The sequence below is a fragment of the Clostridium guangxiense genome (assembly GCF_021043395.1).
GTDB lineage: Bacteria > Bacillota > Clostridia > Clostridiales > Clostridiaceae > Clostridium_S > Clostridium_S guangxiense.
Genome location: NZ_JAJNKE010000002.1, coordinates 119,237 through 139,415, shown reverse-complemented (window position 1 = coordinate 139,415; position 20,179 = coordinate 119,237). Strand labels below are relative to the sequence as shown.

Genomic DNA, 20,179 nt, shown 5'->3' with positions numbered 1-20,179 from the left:
TGCTATTATAAATATAGTTGAAATTTCAACTATATTTATAGGAAGTGGTGACTTATCAAAACTCTAGATACCATATATTAAGGAAAATAGGAACTCTTTCACGATGTATTCATTCTATAAGTGACATAAAATTTAAAGGAATAAACTTACAAAAAGGTCAATTTACATTTTTAACAAGAATATGTGAAAATCAAGGAGTTAATCAAATTGGTTTATCAAAGCTTCTAAAAGTAGACAAGACTACAACGACTAAGGCTATACAGAAAATTATTGAATCATGAAATGATTGGAAAGAAATAAAAAATTCTTAGGAGGATTTTAGAATGAGAAAAGCAGTTATGGAAGATATAAAAGAAATTATGCAAATTATAAAGGAAACTATTACAGAAATGCAAAACTACAACAATACTCAGTGGGATGAAAATTACCCTCGGGAAAAAGATTTTATTAATGATATCCAAAAAGGTGATTTATATGTAGCCGAGAGAGAGGGAAAGTTGGTTGCTTTCGTATGCATTAATAAAGTAGAACCAGTTGAATATACTGGATTAAACTGGTCATTAAATGAGGTTTGTATGGTTATCCATAGAATGGCGGTAAACCCGAACTATAGAAGAAGTGGAATTGGTACTGAATTAATGAAATTTGCTGATAAATTAGCTTTACAAAACAATATAAGATATTTAAAAACAGATACCTATTCAATAAATACAAAGATGAACGCATTATTTAAAAAGTGTAGTTATAACTTAGTTGGAGAAATGAGCTTTTTAGGAAAGGAAAAGTCATTCTACTGCTATGAAAAAGTATTAAATAAAGATAGAATGTAGTTCAATAAGCAAGTATTTTAAGGAGGAAAACAGAACATATGGGCGTAATACTTAAACAAAAGAAAAGAATTTTTCCAGTAGTAATAATTACAATAGCAGCTTGTGGTCTTTTTGCTGTCAACAGTGGAATTAGAAGTAACTATGGTATCATGATTAATGCCATTATTGAAAATAGTGGTGTTTCTTATTCCACAGTTAGTTTTGTTTTAGCAATCGCACAATTGATGTATGGCATAATGTCCCCAGTTTTTGGAATTATATCAATAAAGAAATCAAGTGCCTTTGTAATCAGATGTGGCATTATTTTAATAGTAATTGGATTGTTGGGAGTTCCATTCGCTAAGTCCATATGGATGTTAATACTTTTTCTAGGTATCCTGCTTCCATCAGGTTCTGGAGCACTTTCCTTTGGAATTATTATGGGAGCTATTACTCCAAAGCTTACAGATAAAATTGCACCTACGGTTTCGGGGATAGTTACAGCAAGCAGTGGCATTGGCAGTACTATTTTTTCGCCATTGATTCAAAGTCTACTTATAGTATCAGGTTTAATGGGAACAATGATATTTTTAAGCGTACCAGCACTTATACTTTTGCCAATTTCCATCTGGATATTTTATGATAAAAATAAGCCATTAAGACATCAAGAAAAAAAGTTAGAGGAAAAAGTTTCTGTTTTGGTAGTTTTTAAAGAAGCTTTTCACAGTCGTACATATTTGTTAGTGACAATTGCTTTCTTTACATGTGGTTTTAACATGACTATCATAGAAACACATTTATACTCTCAAATTGTTTCATGTGGCATTTCCAAAAGCACTGCTGCATATGCCTTTTCAATCTATGGTATTGCTACTATGGTAGGAGCATTATTGAGCGGAGTACTTTGTAGTAAGTTGCAGATGAAAAATGTGCTTTCTGCTTTGTATGGACTTCGTGCCATAGCAGTTGTACTTTTCTTGATTGCACCTAAAACAATATTAACGGTATGTGTATTTATAATTGTTATGGGTATGACAGGAAACTCTACTGTACCACCTACCGCAGGAATTGTTAATAAAGAATTTGGTTCCGTACGTTTATCAACTTTATTAGGTTTTTCCTTTTTTGTTCATCAGATAGGAAGTTTTTTCAGTTCATGGTTTGGAGGTATTAGTATTTTAGCTACAAAAAGTTATACTTTAATATGGCTGGTAGATGTGATATTTTGTACTATTGCAGCGATACTTTCTTTCATGATAAAGGATTTCCATAAACAGTAATGCAAATTTCAATATATTGGCGATGGCATGAGTATGATCCGCATTTGCAGTTAAGACTAATTTTTTGTATATTGTTCATCAACTTAATGGTAAAAAATTTAAATTGATATGCACCACATCTTTTCCCGATTTATCGAAATGAAATCCATAAGCTTCTTATCCTTTGCCACTAAATTTGGTACCTTATGTAAGGATTTCTTCCTAAATTCAGACTGCCGAGCAAGCTCATCTAAAAACTTATAAAAAGTGGCAGCAAGGTGTTTGCTGCAGTAATTATACTATTTACCTTCATTATATTTCTCCTCGATAATAGGTATTTGTAATATACTATTATAACGCAAAAAGAATTGCTTCACTAAAATTCAAAGTAGAGATATACACGTTAAGGCAAATACATTGACAAAAACTTTTCTGCTACATTATCATTAATCCTATAAATTAAATAATTGTTAATCAGCGGTGTATTAAAATCTATTAAGGGAACTGAAATTAAAGAATGATTTTCTATATACATTTTTACAATACTTTTAGGCAGAAAACTATAACCGATACCGTTAAGTAAATATTGTAATAGCTTTGTGCTATTATCAATCTCAAATTTAAATTGATAATAAGGAGGGAACAACGATCGTATGAAGTGTCCTGTTTCTTGTAAGGCGAGGTCAGACATTAGGTAATTTATTTTCAACAAATCTTTTTTATATATGCCATTTGTAAACTCAATATTTTCAGGGCTAGTAACCAAAATCAACTCATCTACGGCAAAATTTATACATTGATACCCATACTTATCGTAGGATGCATATGAAAAAACTATATCAAGCATTTGATCTTCTAACATTTGAAGCAAATCCTGGGAATGATTCAGTACTATTTTAATTGAAGTATCCTTATTCGAAATCAAAAAGGATTGAATAATAGGATATAAATGACATTCATAAATAGTATTAGCACTTCCTATTCTAATTATATTTTTATAAAAATTTGTTTCATTTATTTTTTGTATGGCACTTTCCTCCAATTCTAAAATTCTCTTTGCATAACTTTCGAATAAAGTACCCTCTTCAGTAAGATGAATATGTTTTTTATCTCGAATAAATAATTTTTTACCAACCTCTCTTTCCAATTCGGAAATACGATTTGTAACAGTTGATTGTGCTACAAATAGTTTTTCAGCAGTAATAGTAAAATTCTTAAATTTTGAAAGAAGAATGAAAGTACGTAAATTTTGTGTATCCATTTTAAGCCTCCTTTTACAATTCGAAAATCGAATTAATATCCTCAATAACATCTATTTAACAAATAATAGCATGTATACTATAATAAATCAATGAAGTATTAAAAAGGAGATGCATTTATTGAAAAGATTACACAAAAACAAATGGTTTATTTTTGCTGTAACTAGTATGGCAAATTTGGTTGTATCATTCTCTATAAATAGTTTGAATCTTGCTCTTCCAATACTAGCAAAAGAATTTGGTACAAATCAAAATAGTATTAGTTGGTTATCTTTAGTATATTCTCTAATCCCCTGTTGCACTTTATTGATTTTTGGAAGAACCGCAGAGCTCTATGGATATAAAAAACAATTTAAAATTGGCTTTTTCTTTTTTGGTACAATATGTATAATAACTCCCATATTATCAGTAAATTTAAGCTTGTTAATATTTTTTAGATGTTTTCAGGGAATCGGCTATAGCATTATGATTTCTATTACTCAAGCGATTATCAGTCGAACTTTTGATTCAACTGATCGTGGTAAGGCTCTTGGAATTAATTCTGTATTTATTTCTATAGGATTAGCGGCAGGTCCTACTATTGGTGGATTTTTATTGACTCATTTTTCATGGCATTCAATTTTTTATTTTAATGTACCATTCTGCATTTTAGGTTTTATTTTAACATGTGTTGTTATGGACGATGATAGAAATGAAAATTCTAAAAGAAAAAATATGGACTGGCTCGGTGCAATTTTATTTGCAACATCAGTAGGCATCTTTTCAATTGGATTTAATTTTAGTAGCAGTTGGGGATTGATGTCAATTTATTTTTTAGGTTGTATGATTTTTAGTATCTTAACCTTAAATTTACTTATAATTCATGAAAAACGTGTAGAGTCACCTTTAATTTATTTAAGCCTATTTAAAAATAAAATATTCTCCATGGCAAATGTAGTTTGTATGCTTTCATATATGGTGCAGCAGTTGATTACTTATTTAGTACCATTTTATTTAATAGATATACTAAAGTTACCATCAGATCAATCTGGAATGATAATGCTAGCATCTCCAATTATGATGATGGTTATGTCCCCTTTGGGAGGAAGTCTTACTGATAAACGTGGTACACGATTACCCGCAGGTATTGGTTTGGTTTTTATATGCGTTAGTTGTGTTATTATGAGTTCATTAAAGCAATCATCTAGTTATATTATGGTGATTTTCACATTGCTCCTTATGGGAATAGGGAATGGTCTTAGTGTTTCATCTATAAATACTGCTATTTTAAATTCAGCTCCTAGAAAAAATGCAGGTATTGCTTCTGGAATGTTAGCAACTATGCGTAATCTAGGACAAGTTTTAGGAGTTGCTTGCAGTACTGTGATTTTAACATGCCGACAACTATTCTACAACAAATCTACAAATTTGAATCATAAAGAAATTTATCTACTTGCACAAAGAGATACCTATTATTTTGGAATTTTAATTTTAATAGTAGCAATTATTATTGTATTTCTACTTCCTCATTCACGTATAAATGAAATGTGCATAGATAATAAGGCTTAAAAGAAATAATTGAAGAAAATTCTTAACTAATTTTAGATGAAGTTAATAAAGAAGAACCCAAATCTCAAATAATAAAATTACTATATACTTTCATGAAATTTTCTGTATGAAAATATATAATAATATAACTTTATATATTATGGTATTTTTTAACAAGTTATATAAATTACCTTTTTAAACAAAAGCCAAAGCCTATCTGCATTTGAACTTAAAATTCTCATAAAAAAGGAGCTATAGATTAGTTCTATAGCTCACAAATTATTTATTCATTTTTAGCTAAATAATAAAGCGTTCTAACTCCTACACCTGTTCCACCTTTTGAAAAATAGCCTTCTTTATTGTCTCTCCATGCTGTTCCTGCTATATCTAGATGAAGCCATGGTTTTTTCTTTACAAATTCGCCTATAAATAGTCCTGCTGTTATTGTTCCTGCAAATTTGCCTCCAACATTTTTAAGGTCAGCTATATCAGATTTTATAAGCTCTTTGTATTCATCAAAAGCTGGAAGCATCCATACTTTTTCTCCAGACTTATAAGAAGCATTTTCAAGTTCATTATAAAAATCCTTATCATTAGTTACAACAGCTGTAGTAGTTATACCCAATGCAGTTAAGGCTGCTCCCGTAAGCGTTGCTATATCAATAATCTTAGTAACATTTTCCCTTGAAACTGCATAATAGACAGCATCAGCAAGAGTAAGTCTTCCTTCTGCATCTGTACTTAAAACCTCAATGCTTTTTTCAGCCATAGAACTAATAATATCTCCTGGTTTATACGCTCCTCCAGAAATAAGATTTTCACAAGCTGCAACTACTGCTATAACATTTACTTTAAGCTTTCTTTTAGCTACTGCGCTTATTGCTCCTATAACTGCTGCTCCGCCACCCATATCTGATTTCATTGTTACCATTCCACTATTAGTTTTTATGGAATATCCACCAGAATCATAAGTAAGCCCCTTTCCTACAAAACCCAATATTTCTTTGCTATCTTTGTCGCCAAAATACCTCATTACTATAAGTTTTGGAGAATTTTCTGAGCCAGCAGTTACAGACAAAAATGCCTTCATATTAAGTTCTTCAATTTGAGCTTTATCAAATACCTCTACTTCAAAACCACACTTTCTACCTGCATCACTAGCTGCTTCTGCAAGAGCCTTCGGTGTCATAATATTAGCTGGTTCATTTACAAGATCCCTAGCAAATAAAGTCGTTTCAATTAAAGTGGCAGCTTCTGCAATGTACTCTTTAACCTCTTTTCCCTTTTCTGAAGAAGGCACATTTCCTATGCATATTTCTATATCCTTTTGCTCTTTTTTATCACTTTTATATTTATTGAATTTATAGTCTCCAAAACCAATGCCTTCTATCATAGCATTTACTAACTCATTAAAGCCTAATCCTTCAACATATATAGAGTTTACATATACTTTTTCTACTTTAAGTTTTCTGCATTTCTTAATTACTGTTGAAAAGGCAACTCTTATTTTTTCACTTGTTACCTCTTTTTCCTTACCAAGTCCAATAAACACTAAGTTTTGGTAATTATCATCTTTTAAACAAGACAAAGTAAATATTTCGTTAAACTCTGCTTTGAATCTTTCAGTGTCAAACAAATGCCTAACTGTATTTTCAAAACCTTTTGCTTTATCAAAATTTTTGTATGTTACAGGAACTATAACTGCATCCGCTGTTCCAATTTTTATTGTATTAACTCCAAATTTCATACGTTTTTCCCCTTTCTTTAAATTAAATTTCAATTAATAATCTTTCCATAAATGCCATTGAGTTAATCATATAATCCTTAGAATCCATTAACAACATAAATTTTTATTGATATTCCTTTAAAGCATAATCTAGTACTTAAGAAAAGTAATAATAAATTTACTTCCAATTTTAAGCTTACTTTGTACCTCAATTATACCATTATGTGCTTCAATTATGGACTTTGAAAGAGATAACCCTATTCCTACCGAATTGCTGCTTGAATTTTTCGCCTTATAAAATCTTTTAAATACATTGGGTAAATCAGCTTTACTTATACCTTCCCCTGTATCAACTATTTCAATTCTTACATAAATAGAGTTCTCTATTATGTCAATTTTTATTTCTCCACCACCTGGTGTATGCTCTATATCATTTTTAATTATATTGATAAAAGCTTCCTCCATCCATCTTCTATCATGCTCAAAATTTATATCATCTGTTTTCTTGAAAATCACAGAAACCTTTGCTTCACCTGCTTTTTCTCTAAGCGCATCAATTGAATTTTCAATAGTTTCATTTAAGCTTATACTTTCTTTTGAAAACTCTATTGCTCTGGCATCTAACCTTGCAAGCTTTAATATACTTTTTATAAGCCAATCCATTCTGTACAGCTGTTTTTTATTGTTTTCCAGAAATAACTGTCTTTTTTCTTTTGAAAGTTCCTTGGTAAGTAAAATATCATTGTATAAAATCATTGATGAAAGTGGAGTTTTTAATTGATGAGATATATCTGACAACAAATTAACTAAAAATTGTTTTTCTTTATTTAACGAATCGATATTATTTCTTATTACCCCCTTCATAGAGTTGAAAGAATTTGCAAGTTTTGAAAAATCCCCTTCTTTATCTTCATCTATTGCAATATCATACTGACCTTCTATTACCTTCTTAGCTGCTTTTGTAATTTTTCGTATTCTTTCATAAAAATAAGCATACTCAAAATAGTTAATAAGAAAAAGCAATGCTGACATAATAAAAAATAAAATAATAATACAATATATATTATTTAAAATAGCTTTATTAACATAAGGAAAAAGCCTATCTTCTAAATCCTTAGTAAGTCCATATTGCTTAAGAATTTTTATTCCACTTTCTGCATCTTTGGTTTGAGCTTCTTTTGTTACTGATGGAATTATATATTGCAGTAATTCAGGATTTTTTTCATTTATTTTTTCAGTTATAACTCCAATACTCTTTATATATCCCTCTTTTAAATTATCATTATTTATTTTTATTATAGCTAAAGTGGTAATTAAAAATATACAGTTTATAAAAAGAAGAATAATTGAGCTTTTTTTTAATTCCGGATTTACAAAATACTTTCCCATTTCATCTACTCCTTAGCAACTGGCTTATTCCACATGTACCCTAAGCCTCTTTTAGTTATTATATACTTAGGTTCTTTGTCATTTCTCTCTATTTTTTCTCTAATTCTCTTAATATAAACAGAAAGTGTATTTTCGTCAAAAAAAACCTCCTCATCTTCTGTAAGTTCTTTCAGTATTTCGCTTCTTTTAAGAAGTGTGTTGGGCTTATTCATGAATATTAAAAGTAGTTTATATTCCTGAGCAGTAAGTGTAATTTTATTTTCACCTTTATTAACGGCAGCTGTAGATACGTCCACAGTAATATCGCCACTAGTGAGTTTATTCTTATTAGTATGATTTTTATTATTTCTTCTTATTAATACTTTAATCCTAGACAAAAATTCCCTCACTCCAAAGGGTTTTGTCATGTAGTCATCTCCACCAATTTCTAATCCAAGCACTATATTAACTTCTTCATCTAGAGCAGTAAGAAACATTATTGGCACTTCACTTTTCGTTCTTATATATTTACATAAAGAATATCCACTTCCATCTGGTAAACTTACATCTAAAATAATCAATTCTAACGCTTCAGTTTCAAATATACTTTTTCCTTCTTTAAGGGTTCCTGCCCTAAAAACTTTATATCCTTCTTCTTGAAGTGTAAATTCTATTCCAAGTGCTAAAGCCTCATCATCCTCTACTAATAGTATTTTAAACATTTTAACCACCTCAAATTTAAAGTAAAGACTACAGTTTTTCCTAATTTAGATTATAACATAAGAAGTGTCCCATTTATTCTTTTAAATGAAACACTCCCTATTATTTAACTGTCTTCTCTTATTGTCTCTATTATATTTTCTCTGTTTATTCTTGCCAGTGGTGAAAGTACAGATAGATACCCTATTATTATTGCTGCCAAACCCGCTATCCCAATCGCTGTCCAAGGTATACTCCACTGAGATTCCTGTATCCCACTCATACCTTTATACATAAGATACGAAAGTCCACATGATATTACTGAACCGTATACAGTACCAACTACTCCATATAAGATTCCTTCTAATACAATCATTTTCTTAAGTCCCTTTTGTGTAAAACCTATAGCCTTCAAAGCTGCAAATTCTCTTTTCCTTAAAATTATATTTGTAGTTAAAGTGTTTACTATATTTACACTTCCTATTAAAGATACTACAATTACAAAGCCATATATCAATATTTTAACCATTAACGATGCAGAACCTACTTCTCTGTTCATGTCTATATAGTTTATAACCTGCAAATTTGGATTACTTGCTACTACATTTTGAATTTGAGTTTTAGCTTCTTCTTCTGACTTTACATCCTTTAATTCAATATTTAGCGCCACAGGTTTAATGCTATTAGCACCTGTTAAGTTTTTTAACACTTTTTCAGTTGTTATAAGCTTTACTCCCTTACAGGCTAAATCAGGTTCAAATGGGTCATCATTTAAAACCGCAGTTACTTTAGCCTTCTTTGTTGATCCAATTCCTTTTTCATTGTTTATATATTTTAGATCTATTTCATCTCCAGGCTTTATATCTAAAACTTTTCCTTTATAGTTTTTCTTAGTTTTTTGATTTAATATAATATTTTTGTTTATAACGATAACTCCATTTTCATTATTTACATCAATGCTGCCTTTCTCTAGATAATTTTTAGCTGCTTCCATGGAATTATCATCATATATAGATACAGTTCCCTGCTCAAGTACTGTTTTTTCCTTACCATTTAACTCTTCTCTCTCATAGAACTTTCCAAGATCTTTAACATCATCTATTTCTTTATTAGTGTCTACATATTCCTTAAAAACTGACTTATCATATACTTTGTAAACTTTTTTTACGACGCTTAAACCATTAATAGAATTTATAATATCATCATCTATAGTCTTTCCTGTAGAATTCTTGCCATTTTCCTCAACAGAAAAATGAATTTTGCTTAACTCATTTGAGGTGCTATTAAAATTCAAAGCCATATCCATAAAAGATTTAAAAGTTACAAATAAAACCACACTTATTACTATAGAAAATACTGTTATTCTGTACCTTTTCTTATTTCGTTTGATATTTTTTGATGCCAAATTGCCTTCGAAACCAAAAATCGTCTTTAATATTGTGCTTTTTCTTCTTTTTATTTTTTCTTTCGTTATAGATGCTTTACTACTTATTGCAACAAGTGGTGAAATTCTTCCTGCAAAGTATGCTGGAAGCAGGGCTGATAAATAAACAGAGATAATTCCTATTACTGCACTTATTAATATTACTGATGGAGATATAGAAATTTTCATCAATGTAAAATTATCTGCACCTATTAATTTAAATGCGATACTAATACCATTAATAGCTATAATTCCACATATTAATCCAATTGGTATAGAAATTACAGCTAAAATAGAGGCTTCTCTTAAAACAATAACCCTAAGCTGCCTTGGTGTCATACCCACAGCTCTTAAAAGCCCAAATTGCTTTATTCTTTCCACAACACTTATTTGAAATGAATTATATATTACAGCAATTGTTGCAATTAGTACTATTCCAATAATTACAGCAACAACGCTATACATAGCCTTAGTATTTGCATCGTCTCCTCCCCCCTCTAAATCAACAACATGCCTATTATCTATAACTGCTTTCTTAGTTCCCAAACTTTTTAATTCATTAACTGCTTTTTTTAGGTTAGCTTTAGAATTTATTCTTACAAGTAACGTTGCTTTACTTATATCTATATTATTACTTTTGCAAAGCATTATTCCTTTATTTTCATCCTGGCTTTGAGCATTATCCTGTAAAATTCCAACTAATTTATACTTTTTATTATTTAATTCTATTGTATCTCCAAGCTTAGCACCTTTTTTTAAATATTTCAAAATCCATTTTTCCACGGCAATTTCTTTTTCATTGTTTGGAAAGGTTCCACTTTTTAATTTATATGGTAAAAGTTCTAGCGCCCTATCCGTTGCTATATCTGGAACAATTGAAACTCCTTTTTCAAGCTTTATCTCTTTTCCTTGTTCAAAAAGTCCACTCATAGACACTTTAGGATTACCTTTTATCTTAGATAACAAATTATTATCTACCTTTTGGTATGCTACATGCCATGAACCATACTGACTTTCCATACTTTCTATTTCCGCCTTCTGTAGCCCTTTTAGAAAAAATCCTATAGAAGAAATCAATGCCACAGATAAAATTATACCAATAATAGTAAGTATACTTCTCCTTTTATTAGCTTTTAGATACCTTCCCGTAAGCTGCTTATAACCGCTAATCATTACTTTCTATCTCTCCCCTCTAATTATTCTTTAAATACTCGTCTGAGACTATTTCACCATCTTGAATAGTAATAATCCTATCCGATAAAGCTGCTATATTTACATCATGGGTAATTAATACTAAAGTTTGGTTGTATTTTTTTGCTGTAAATTTAAGCAGTTCTATCACTTCTCTTGAATTTTTGCTATCCAAATTTCCTGTAGGTTCATCTGCAAATATTATAGACGGCTTATTCAAAAGCGCTCTTCCTATTGACACCCTCTGCTGTTGTCCTCCTGAAAGTTCCGAAGGCAAATGATTTTTTCTTTCCTTTAATCCAAGCACATCAATAATTTCATCTAAATATGCCTTATCTACCTTATCATTATCCATTAGTGCTGGAAGAGCTATATTTTCTTCTACATCTAAAACCGGTATAAGATTAAAAAACTGAAATATAAAACCTATCTTTCTCCTTCTAAAAATCGCCAATCTCTCTTCCTTATAATCATAAATATTTTCACCATCAATAATGACTCTACCATTAGTTGGTCTATCAAGCCCTCCAAGCAAATGCAAAAGCGTACTTTTTCCTGAACCTGATGCACCAACAATAGAGCAAAATTCTCCTTTATTAACGGATAAGTTAACATTCTTAAGTGCCTCTACTTTATTTGCTCCTTTTCCATAAGTTTTGCTTAAATTTTCTACTTTTAAAATCTCCATATTTACTCTCCTCACATATTTTCAAAGCCGTTTTGTTTTTCTTTAATTTTAGGATATATTTTAAATAAGTATTAATTTTTACACTTATTAAAACATAACTTGGTTTTATTATATACGCTGTGCACCCTTATCTCCATGACTTATGGCTTACAATAAAAAGTAGTTAACTTACTGGATTGTAAGATTATCAATTCTTTAGGTATGGAAAATAGATAATACTATTCCAAATATATATTTTAAGGAGCTATCGCACTAAAAAAATTGCGAAGCAATCATAATAGTGAAGGGTTTTAACTGGCTCTGCGCATTAAAAAACTAACTTTTTCATTTATATGAAAAAGTTAGTCTTTTAACGAGCAAAGTGAAGTTAAAAACCTTCACTTTAATTAGCTCGCAATTTTTTATATTTAGTGCGACAGCACCTTAAAGTTATTTTTGCTTCTTTTCTATAGATGTACAAATCACATTATTTCCGCACGTCTTTTTTAAATTTTAGAATGGCTTTTGCTATAGCCTCAGCACACTTAGCTTGTCCACTATCAGAAGATAAAAAACTACAATCATCTTTATTACTTAAATACCCAAGCTCTACCAGTGTAGATATAGCCTTATTATTTTTAAGCACGTATATTCCACGATTGCTTTTATACTTAACCTTGCGTTCCTTAGTATATTTTAACTGACAAAGTTCATTTTCAATATCTTTTGCTAACTCTTCATCCCTTGTATTAGGATAATTACACCATAATTCAATTCCCCTAATTGATTGATTAACAAAGTCATTACAATGAATGGAAACAAAAACATCAGCCTTATTATTACTTGAGATCTGTACTCTTTTTTGTAAATCTTGTATTTCACTTTTTCCTAAAACTGTCTTATCATCTTTACGGGTATATACGACTTTTATATTGCTCTTTTCCAGTGCTTGTCCGACTTTTAGTCCAACTTTAAGAGCTACGTCTTTTTCATATATGCCATTAATACCCTTAGCTCCATTATCATATGCTCCATGACCAGGATCAATACATACAACAAAATTTTGCTTTAATACCTTTAATGACTTTGATGACTCAGCTAATACTGAATTTTTATTTATTTTAATAGCCTTATGAATTTTATTAGTGCTTCTGACTTTACTGCTAAATAAATTAATCCCTCTATTATTAGTACTTAATAAAGATAATAAAAAAATCATCAATAAGCAAAAAGCCAAACTTCCAATTTTAATTTTATATATACTGTGCCTTTGATTCATTTAAAAACTCCCCTATCTTGTTAATTTGGAAGATCATCTAAAGTTTTAAATACATATCCCCTATTTTTCCATTCTTTAATTAAGCTATCTAAAATATTGGCATTGGTTTTAGACATTGCATGAAGTAAACAAATCATACCACCACGGGTATTTTTTAGAAGCATTTTCTTAGCCGCCTCTGGATCAGGCTGTTTATCTGCATTGTAGTCCTCATGTGCAAGAGTAAAAAATATAGATTTATACCCAAGCTTTTGAGTATAATAAAGTGATAACTCACTAAACGTACCCTCTGGCGGCCTAAAATATTTTGACATTTTACAGCCTGGGATACTGTTTACAGCTTTTTCTACTCCAGTAATTTCAGCATCAAAAGTAGTCTCATTCGTAAATGTAGGCATAGATTTATGATGTACAGAATGATTTCCTATTAGATGCCCCTCTTTAATCATCCTTTTTAATAAATCAGCATCTGCAACTCCTTTAAAACTGCCAGTTACAAACGGCTTAGTCACAAAAAAAGTAACATGAACATCATTTTTCTTTAGAGTATCTAAAATGCTGGGAGTATATCCATTTTCATATCCTTCATCAAAAGTAAGATAAATAACTTTTTTTGAAGTATCTCCAAATCCATACCCTTTATATTTAGATAGCAACGCTGCGCTATCCCTTGCTGAATAAAGCCATGACCAAAATATAGCTTTAGTGCTAAGCGATGATGTATTAGATATCACTAATGGTGTAAATGTCTTTGGTGTAGATGTTACTTTCTTTGGCTCTGTTAATCTTTTATTATCAAGAGTTTTATTTATCCCCTTATTACTTGAAACAGACGTATGTTTATTATTTTTTGCTGCATTTTGATTTACTCCCATGCAGCCAGACAGGAGTGCAGTCAAGGCCATACATAAAATTATATTTTTTTTAAGCAATTTAATCCCTCCAAATGCATATAGCGACTATTGATATTATATACCTTAATAATATTTTAATTGTTACTAAATGGTTACCAATAGGTAACATATTAGGTTATATCTATCAATAAACTCATTTAACTATTTAACATAGATTCTCCTTCTTCCTTAATTTCTGCACACACAAAAAAAACCGCATCAGAAAAACTTAATGCTTATGCGGCTTAAACTTAAAACATAGTAATAAATTATCTTAAATACAACTTTGTTCACTAGCTGTAATACTTTTAACATTCAATTTATGATATGCTACATAATAAGCAATCATGAGTAATAACTCCGCTCCTGCCCAAGCAGATACTTCTGCAATACAAACTCCTAAAAAACCTAAGTACCTTGGTAAAATAATAGCTACAGATAATCTTATAACTAATTCAAGCACACCTGATATCATAGGAATCATGGTATTCCCCATTCCTTGTAGTGCAGAACGATATATGAATAACAAACCTAAATCCCATATAAGCAAGGACATAACAACTAAAAATTGTCCAGATACCTTAAATACTCCTATTTGATTTGATGCTACAAATAATGAGACAATTTGATGTCTAAAGAAAAATAAAAACAAACTAATAAAAATATTTACTGTCGTAGATACTTTAATACAATCTATAATTCCTATACGAATTCTATCGTACTTTTTAGCTCCTAAGTTTTGTCCTGTAAAAGTGGACATGGCAAAGCCAAAGGTAACCCCGGGTTGTTCTGCCAACGCCGCAATTTTCATAGCAGCAGTGTATCCTGCAACATATACTGAACCATAACCATTTACAATTGTTTGTAAAATCATGCCTCCAACCGCAGTAACAGAATTTTGAATTGCAGCTGGAATCCCTAAAATAAATAACTTCTTGCACACCTTAAGATTAAGCTTCCAATCCTTCTTTGCAATTTTAAGCATTTCATGTTTACGAACCACTCTATAACAAAGAATACATGATAAAACCTGTGCAATATCAGTTGAAATAGCCGATCCTGCAACACCCAATTTGAATCCCATAACGCACATAATATTTAACACTATATTAACTAGGGATGAAATAATCATTACATAAAAAGGTGTTTTGCTATCTCCAAACGCCCTTAAGATTGAAGAAAGCAAGTTGTAAAATATAGTTGCTATGATGCCTGCATAAATAATACTTATGTAAAGATTAGCATCCTTTATTATATCTGATGGCGTATTTAGTAATTTAAGAAGTGGCATTGAGGTTAACAAGCTTAAAATAGTTACAATAATAGCAATAAAAAGCGATAAATATACAGACATTGCAACTGTTTTCCTTACTCCAGCTTCATCACCCGCTCCAAATCTTTGAGATACCAATATGCCAAAACCATTTGCAAGTCCAATTATAAATCCAATAATCATAAAATTAATAGATCCCGTAGAACCAACAGCTGCAAGAGCATTAACGCCTATTCCCTTTCCTACTACAATACTATCTACCATACTATAAAATTGCTGAAATATGTTACCTATTAGCATTGGTGCAGAAAATTGAAGTATTAGCTTTGTTGGTTTTCCAATTGTCATATCTTTTGTCATTATAATAATTCTCCATTTTCACTTTAGTATTTACTACATTATTGTAACATATTTTTTAACTAATTCCTTTAATAAACACCTTTTTTCACTTTTTTATTAGTAATAAAACTTCCTATAAACCAAAGAGCTACAATCCAAACGAATAAATATATAAGTTCACCCTTAAACTTAAAAATGCTGCTTCCATTTTCTATTCCTTGGCTCATAGTCATGTATGCTTTTTGAGGTATTACATTGCATATGGTATCTAGAATTTTATTGCTTCCAGTGAAGGAAATAAAGCAGCCTGCAAGTATTGATGTTATCGTGTAAATACCAGTCGCTGCCATTTAGGTTTCTCTTTCAATAGCTGCTGTAAAAAATAAGGCAAGAGATGTAGAAAGTAAACTTAAAATTGCAATTAATACAGCAAGCATTGGAAGATCAAAGCCCATCGTTACTCCAAAACATACCTTTGTTATTACAATTGCAATATAGCTTGGAACATATAAACATACAAATGTAAATATTCCTTGTGCTAAAATATATTGTCTTTCACTTACTGGACCCGTTAAAATTCTTCTAAAGGTATTTAAAAGCTTGTCTTCTGAGAAAAGTAAAGTCAAAGCTACTCCCTGCATTAAAATAATCATTGTAACAAAGCCTAATATGTTAGTTCCAATTCCTCTTTGATTTTCTCTATCTTTTTCAGTTTCTGTAATTTTATCTGTTTTTAAAAATTGTTCTATTTTTTTCTTATCTTCTTTATTTTTTAAGGTAGTTATTTTATAGCTTTCATCGCTTTTTTCCTCTACAATAGCCGCATACTCACCAAGAAGCAATTTAGATTTTGCTGGTTTTTTAGTCATCACATCAATTTGAACCTTATCATTTTTAGGAAAAGCTTTGCTGCTGCTAGTTATTAATGCAATTTGAGCTTTAGGCTGTGCTTTTGCCGAAAATAGCACTCCAAGCCCGATCATAATTGGTACAACTATAATTGCTACTATAATAACAGCCTTCTGTGCCATGATTCTTCTAAAATTATTCTTTAATAAATTAATTAAATTCATTATACATATTCCTCCGGTTTAAAAATAATTTGACATAGAATAATGCAGATTATTGCTGCAAGCAATGTTATAACTATGGTTGGCAAATATATGCTAAAGTTATTATCATAAATTACTTGAAAAGCACACTGCGTAATCCATCTTAGAGGTGATATATTAGATAATGCCTCTACGGTTTTCCCTAGGCTTGCTATAGGAAAAAATACACCGCCCAAAAATACAAATATTAAAATAGGAATTTGCATTACTCCATTTGCTCCTTGTTCACTTTTAAAAATGCAGCAAAATAGTACACCTAAGCAGCTGCCAAAAAATCCTAGTGCATTTATTAACAGTAAAATATATAAAATATTTTTTCCTCCAAAATTGATGTGAAAAAGATATTGTTCACCAAGCATTATAAGACTATAACAAACTGCACCAACAATATAACTAACTATAATTTTAGATAAATATATTTCTGTTTTAGAAACAGGTGCATATACAATTCTTGTATTTCCCTTTCTCACGGTTTCTTCCATAAATACATTTGTTGCCGTCATAGAAAGCATCATACCCATAAAAATCATAAGTGTAATTCCATAATAGTCATAAGAAGTTACATTTTCCGAACCATAACCTTCCTTTGCAATAAAACCTATAGTTCCAAGCAATATTATAGGAAGTAAAGTATTTATAATTAATAGCATTGGATTTCTGAGAGTATTCTTAATATCAAATTTAACTATATTTATAAAATTCATGTTTCCACCCCTAATCTCTTAATTTTTTTCCTGTTAGTTCTAGAAATACAGTTTCTAAAGAGGCTTCTGTACTTGTCATACCTTCAATGGTGCAATCTGTTTTAGTTATTTCTGATATTATTTTATTAAAGCTATTTTTAGATTTTTTTGCAGTTATTTTTACTGAATTTTCTGATATTTTTGTTTTTAATACACCTTCTATTTTATCAAATTCATCATCTTTTAACTTACTTACATCGCTGACCTTAATAGAATAGGTTATCTGATCATCAACTTCTTTTTTAAGTTCCTCTTTGGTACCTTCTGCAATAATTTTCCCTTCATTCATAATTATAATTCTATCTGAAATTGCTTCTACCTCTTCCATGTAGTGTGTAGAATAAATTATAGTTGCTCCATTTTTCCTAAGCCTTTTAATAGATTCTAATATATGATTTCTCGATTGAGGATCAATGCCTACTGTTGGCTCATCCATAATAATAAGCTTTGGTTTATGCGCAATAGCACAAGCTATGTTAAGTCTTCTCTTCATTCCTCCTGAAAAAGTCTTTGGCTTGTCATCTTTCCTGTCATAAAGTGCTACTAATTCAAGTGCTTCTTTTACATTATCTTCAAGCTGTTTACCCTTTAATTTATATAAGCTTGCAAAGAATCGCACATTTGCTTCAGCGGAAATTTCCTCGTAAATAGCTAAATCCTGCGGAACTATTCCAATTCCATATTTTATAGTCTTTGCATCCCTTCTAAAGTCCTTTCCAAGTATATTTACCTCTCCGCTGTCCGCTTTTAGTATTGTAGCTAAAATATTAATAGTTGTACTTTTTCCTGCTCCATTTGGCCCAAGCAGACCAAGTATTTCACCTTCCTTCACCTGAAAACTTATTCCTTTAACACCTTTCTTGCCATCATAAATTTTTTCTAAATTCTTAACTGTAAGCGTATTATTCATTTTTATTTCCTCCATTTCTTATTCTTCCGAACTCTTTTAATAACTTTTCATTTTCCTTTTCTAGTTTCTTCTCTTCAATTCCTATATTTGCATTTGCATTTTCTTCAAAACCGTCCATTTCTTCACCATCAAATCGGTACATCTTCTTTAAAAGCATCCACAATATTTCCATTTCCTCTCTTGTAAGAGACTTTGAAAGTTCTGCAAAAAAGTATGTAGATTTTTTTCCGCTTTCTATAGTTGCCTCACGTCCTGCCTCTGTAACACTCACATTAACCGCCCGTTTATCACTTTCACTAGGCATCGTAATAACATAACCCTTATTCTCTAATATTGTTATAATTTGCTTTACACTTTGTTTAGTAGTCCCAAGCTTTTTAGCAATATTATTTAGTGTTGCTTTCCCTTCTGGTAAATGGTAAATTGCCATTATTGCCATGAGTTGCCTAGAAGACAATTTATCAAAATATTTAGCTTCATGCACCTGCATCTTATTTGTAAGAGAAAATATTGTTGTATAAATTTGCTGTATTAAAAATATTTCTCTGTAATTATCCATCTCTTCAAATTTACTCATAAAAATCCTCCTATAAAATAGTAAGCTTACTGTCTAAATTAATAGTATCATCTTAATTAATAAAAGTCAATATACTGTCAAATATTTTTATTGTTTTTCTTCATTCACTAATATACAGGCTATTTTTTACGTCTCAAAAATAAAGTTTGTGCATATAGTTCTAGCCAAAGCAATAAATTTGACTTTTTATATAGACAATGTATTTACTTTTATTATAAATCTGCGCAAAAATAAAGTCAGTATATTGTCTTTTTCTTTTTATGTAAACTAATAATAATTTTACGTGAATAATCATGACAATTTTGTGTTATCCTACTATAATATAGTAAAACTTAAATATGGAGTGATATCATTGAACGAAGGGCTTGTAGTATTTGTAAGAGCAATTATGGCTTTTTTATCATTATTGATATTTACTGAACTTCTGGGCAAGAAACAAATATCCCAACTTACCTCATTTGATTACATATTAGGAATTACCATTGGATCTATAGCAGGCAGCATGACAACTGATTTATCAAGCATGGCTTGGCCTCATTGGGTCGGACTTTTTACTTGGGTAGCTGCTGGATTAGCTATTGATTTTCTCACAACAAAATCAAGAACTGCAGCAAGATATATAGAAGGAGAACCAGTTATAATAATAATGAATGGTAAAATATTAGAAAAAAATATGCAAAAGTTAAGATACACTGCTGCAAATCTACAGCAGCAATTAAGATGCAAGAATATATTTGACATAAGCGAAGTTCATTTTGCAATATTAGAAGCAAACGGTGAGCTTTCTGTTTTAAAAAAACCTGGATTACAGCCTGCAACTGCAAACGATATGAATATCCCATCAACTAAAATTGGAATAGGTATAGATTTAATTTATGATGGCGTTGTTGTAGATTTAAATTTAAAACAAATTAATCGCAATCGCCAATGGCTTAAGTCAGAACTAAAGAAACAAGGCGTAAATGACCCTTCTGATGTTTTTTTAGCTACTTATGAAGCCTCAGATTCTCTATACATAGATAAATTTAAAGATAAAATACAAAAAAATCATGACTTTAAAGGTCCATATTAAAATTATACTCTAACTGAACTTCGCCTTATTTCAAACTTGAAAATTGATGTATT

At 30.3% G+C, this 20,179-nt stretch carries 19 protein-coding genes; 5 read left to right on the top strand and 14 right to left on the bottom strand.

The window, feature by feature from the left end:
• Positions 1–47: 47 nt before the first annotated feature.
• Genes LQK79_RS02520 through LQK79_RS02510 form a run of 3 tightly spaced genes read left to right on the top strand, consistent with a single transcriptional unit; the run spans position 48 to position 2,089 of the window.
• Positions 48–281, top strand: a complete 234-nt coding sequence (locus LQK79_RS02520) for a hypothetical protein (protein WP_407928500.1) — start codon at positions 48–50, stop codon at positions 279–281.
• A 42-nt stretch (positions 282–323) separates the two neighbouring features.
• Positions 324–830, top strand: coding sequence for a GNAT family N-acetyltransferase (locus LQK79_RS02515; RefSeq protein WP_231015402.1), 507 nt, complete (start codon positions 324–326; stop codon positions 828–830).
• Positions 831–868: 38 nt separating this feature from the next.
• Positions 869–2,089 (top strand): MFS transporter, encoded by a 1,221-nt coding sequence (locus tag LQK79_RS02510; RefSeq protein WP_231015400.1) that lies wholly within the window; start codon positions 869–871, stop codon positions 2,087–2,089.
• Positions 2,090–2,471: 382 nt separating this feature from the next.
• On the opposite strand, the gene LQK79_RS02505 is transcribed toward LQK79_RS02510, so the two are convergent.
• Positions 2,472–3,329 carry a LysR family transcriptional regulator gene (locus LQK79_RS02505; RefSeq protein WP_231015399.1) on the bottom strand — a complete coding sequence of 286 codons (858 nt, stop codon included), beginning with the start codon at positions 3,327–3,329 and terminating at the stop codon, positions 2,472–2,474.
• Positions 3,330–3,447: 118 nt separating this feature from the next.
• Here LQK79_RS02505 and LQK79_RS02500 point away from each other — a divergent pair, with 118 nt between their 5' ends.
• On the top strand, positions 3,448–4,875 hold the full coding sequence (locus LQK79_RS02500; RefSeq protein WP_231015398.1) for an MFS transporter: 1,428 nt from the start codon (positions 3,448–3,450) through the stop codon (positions 4,873–4,875).
• Positions 4,876–5,137: 262 nt separating this feature from the next.
• Here LQK79_RS02500 and LQK79_RS02495 read toward each other — a convergent pair whose 3' ends face one another.
• The 13 genes from LQK79_RS02495 to LQK79_RS02435 form a co-directional block, all read right to left on the bottom strand.
• A complete protein-coding gene (locus LQK79_RS02495) occupies positions 5,138–6,634 on the bottom strand; it encodes a leucyl aminopeptidase (RefSeq protein ID WP_269144038.1) in 1,497 nt (498 codons plus the stop codon).
• A 96-nt stretch (positions 6,635–6,730) separates the two neighbouring features.
• Positions 6,731–7,969 carry a HAMP domain-containing sensor histidine kinase gene (locus LQK79_RS02490; protein WP_231015394.1) on the bottom strand — a complete coding sequence of 413 codons (1,239 nt, stop codon included), beginning with the start codon at positions 7,967–7,969 and terminating at the stop codon, positions 6,731–6,733.
• A gap of 5 nt (positions 7,970–7,974) precedes the next feature.
• Entirely contained in the window at positions 7,975–8,670 is a 696-nt protein-coding gene (locus LQK79_RS02485; RefSeq protein WP_053241172.1) for a response regulator transcription factor, read from the bottom strand.
• 104 nt (positions 8,671–8,774) lie between these two features.
• Complete coding sequence (locus tag LQK79_RS02480) at positions 8,775–11,243, bottom strand: ABC transporter permease (protein WP_231015392.1); 2,469 nt, start codon at positions 11,241–11,243, stop codon at positions 8,775–8,777.
• Positions 11,244–11,262: 19 nt separating this feature from the next.
• A complete protein-coding gene (locus tag LQK79_RS02475) occupies positions 11,263–11,949 on the bottom strand; it encodes an ABC transporter ATP-binding protein (RefSeq protein ID WP_053241171.1) in 687 nt (228 codons plus the stop codon).
• A gap of 466 nt (positions 11,950–12,415) precedes the next feature.
• The gene (locus LQK79_RS02470; RefSeq protein WP_053241170.1) at positions 12,416–13,207 is read right to left on the bottom strand and encodes an N-acetylmuramoyl-L-alanine amidase family protein; all 792 of its coding nucleotides are present in this window, start codon (positions 13,205–13,207) and stop codon (positions 12,416–12,418) included.
• Between the two features lie 20 nt (positions 13,208–13,227).
• Complete coding sequence (locus LQK79_RS02465; RefSeq protein ID WP_231015391.1) at positions 13,228–14,139, bottom strand: polysaccharide deacetylase family protein; 912 nt, start codon at positions 14,137–14,139, stop codon at positions 13,228–13,230.
• A gap of 235 nt (positions 14,140–14,374) precedes the next feature.
• Positions 14,375–15,733, bottom strand: coding sequence for an MATE family efflux transporter (locus LQK79_RS02460; protein WP_053241169.1), 1,359 nt, complete (start codon positions 15,731–15,733; stop codon positions 14,375–14,377).
• 68 nt (positions 15,734–15,801) lie between these two features.
• Positions 15,802–16,062 (bottom strand): hypothetical protein, encoded by a 261-nt coding sequence (locus LQK79_RS02455; protein WP_231015389.1) that lies wholly within the window; start codon positions 16,060–16,062, stop codon positions 15,802–15,804.
• Positions 16,063–16,785 carry an ABC transporter permease gene (locus LQK79_RS02450; RefSeq protein ID WP_231015386.1) on the bottom strand — a complete coding sequence of 241 codons (723 nt, stop codon included), beginning with the start codon at positions 16,783–16,785 and terminating at the stop codon, positions 16,063–16,065.
• A complete protein-coding gene (locus LQK79_RS02445; RefSeq protein ID WP_053241168.1) occupies positions 16,785–17,528 on the bottom strand; it encodes an ABC transporter permease in 744 nt (247 codons plus the stop codon). The genes LQK79_RS02450 and LQK79_RS02445 overlap by 1 nt, the downstream gene beginning before the upstream one ends.
• A gap of 10 nt (positions 17,529–17,538) precedes the next feature.
• Positions 17,539–18,477 carry an ABC transporter ATP-binding protein gene (locus LQK79_RS02440; protein WP_231015384.1) on the bottom strand — a complete coding sequence of 313 codons (939 nt, stop codon included), beginning with the start codon at positions 18,475–18,477 and terminating at the stop codon, positions 17,539–17,541.
• Complete coding sequence (locus tag LQK79_RS02435) at positions 18,470–19,036, bottom strand: MarR family winged helix-turn-helix transcriptional regulator (protein WP_053243270.1); 567 nt, start codon at positions 19,034–19,036, stop codon at positions 18,470–18,472. The genes LQK79_RS02440 and LQK79_RS02435 overlap by 8 nt, the downstream gene beginning before the upstream one ends.
• Positions 19,037–19,406: 370 nt before the next feature.
• Here LQK79_RS02435 and LQK79_RS02430 point away from each other — a divergent pair, with 370 nt between their 5' ends.
• Entirely contained in the window at positions 19,407–20,126 is a 720-nt protein-coding gene (locus LQK79_RS02430; RefSeq protein WP_053241167.1) for a DUF421 domain-containing protein, read from the top strand.
• Positions 20,127–20,179: the final 53 nt, after the last annotated feature.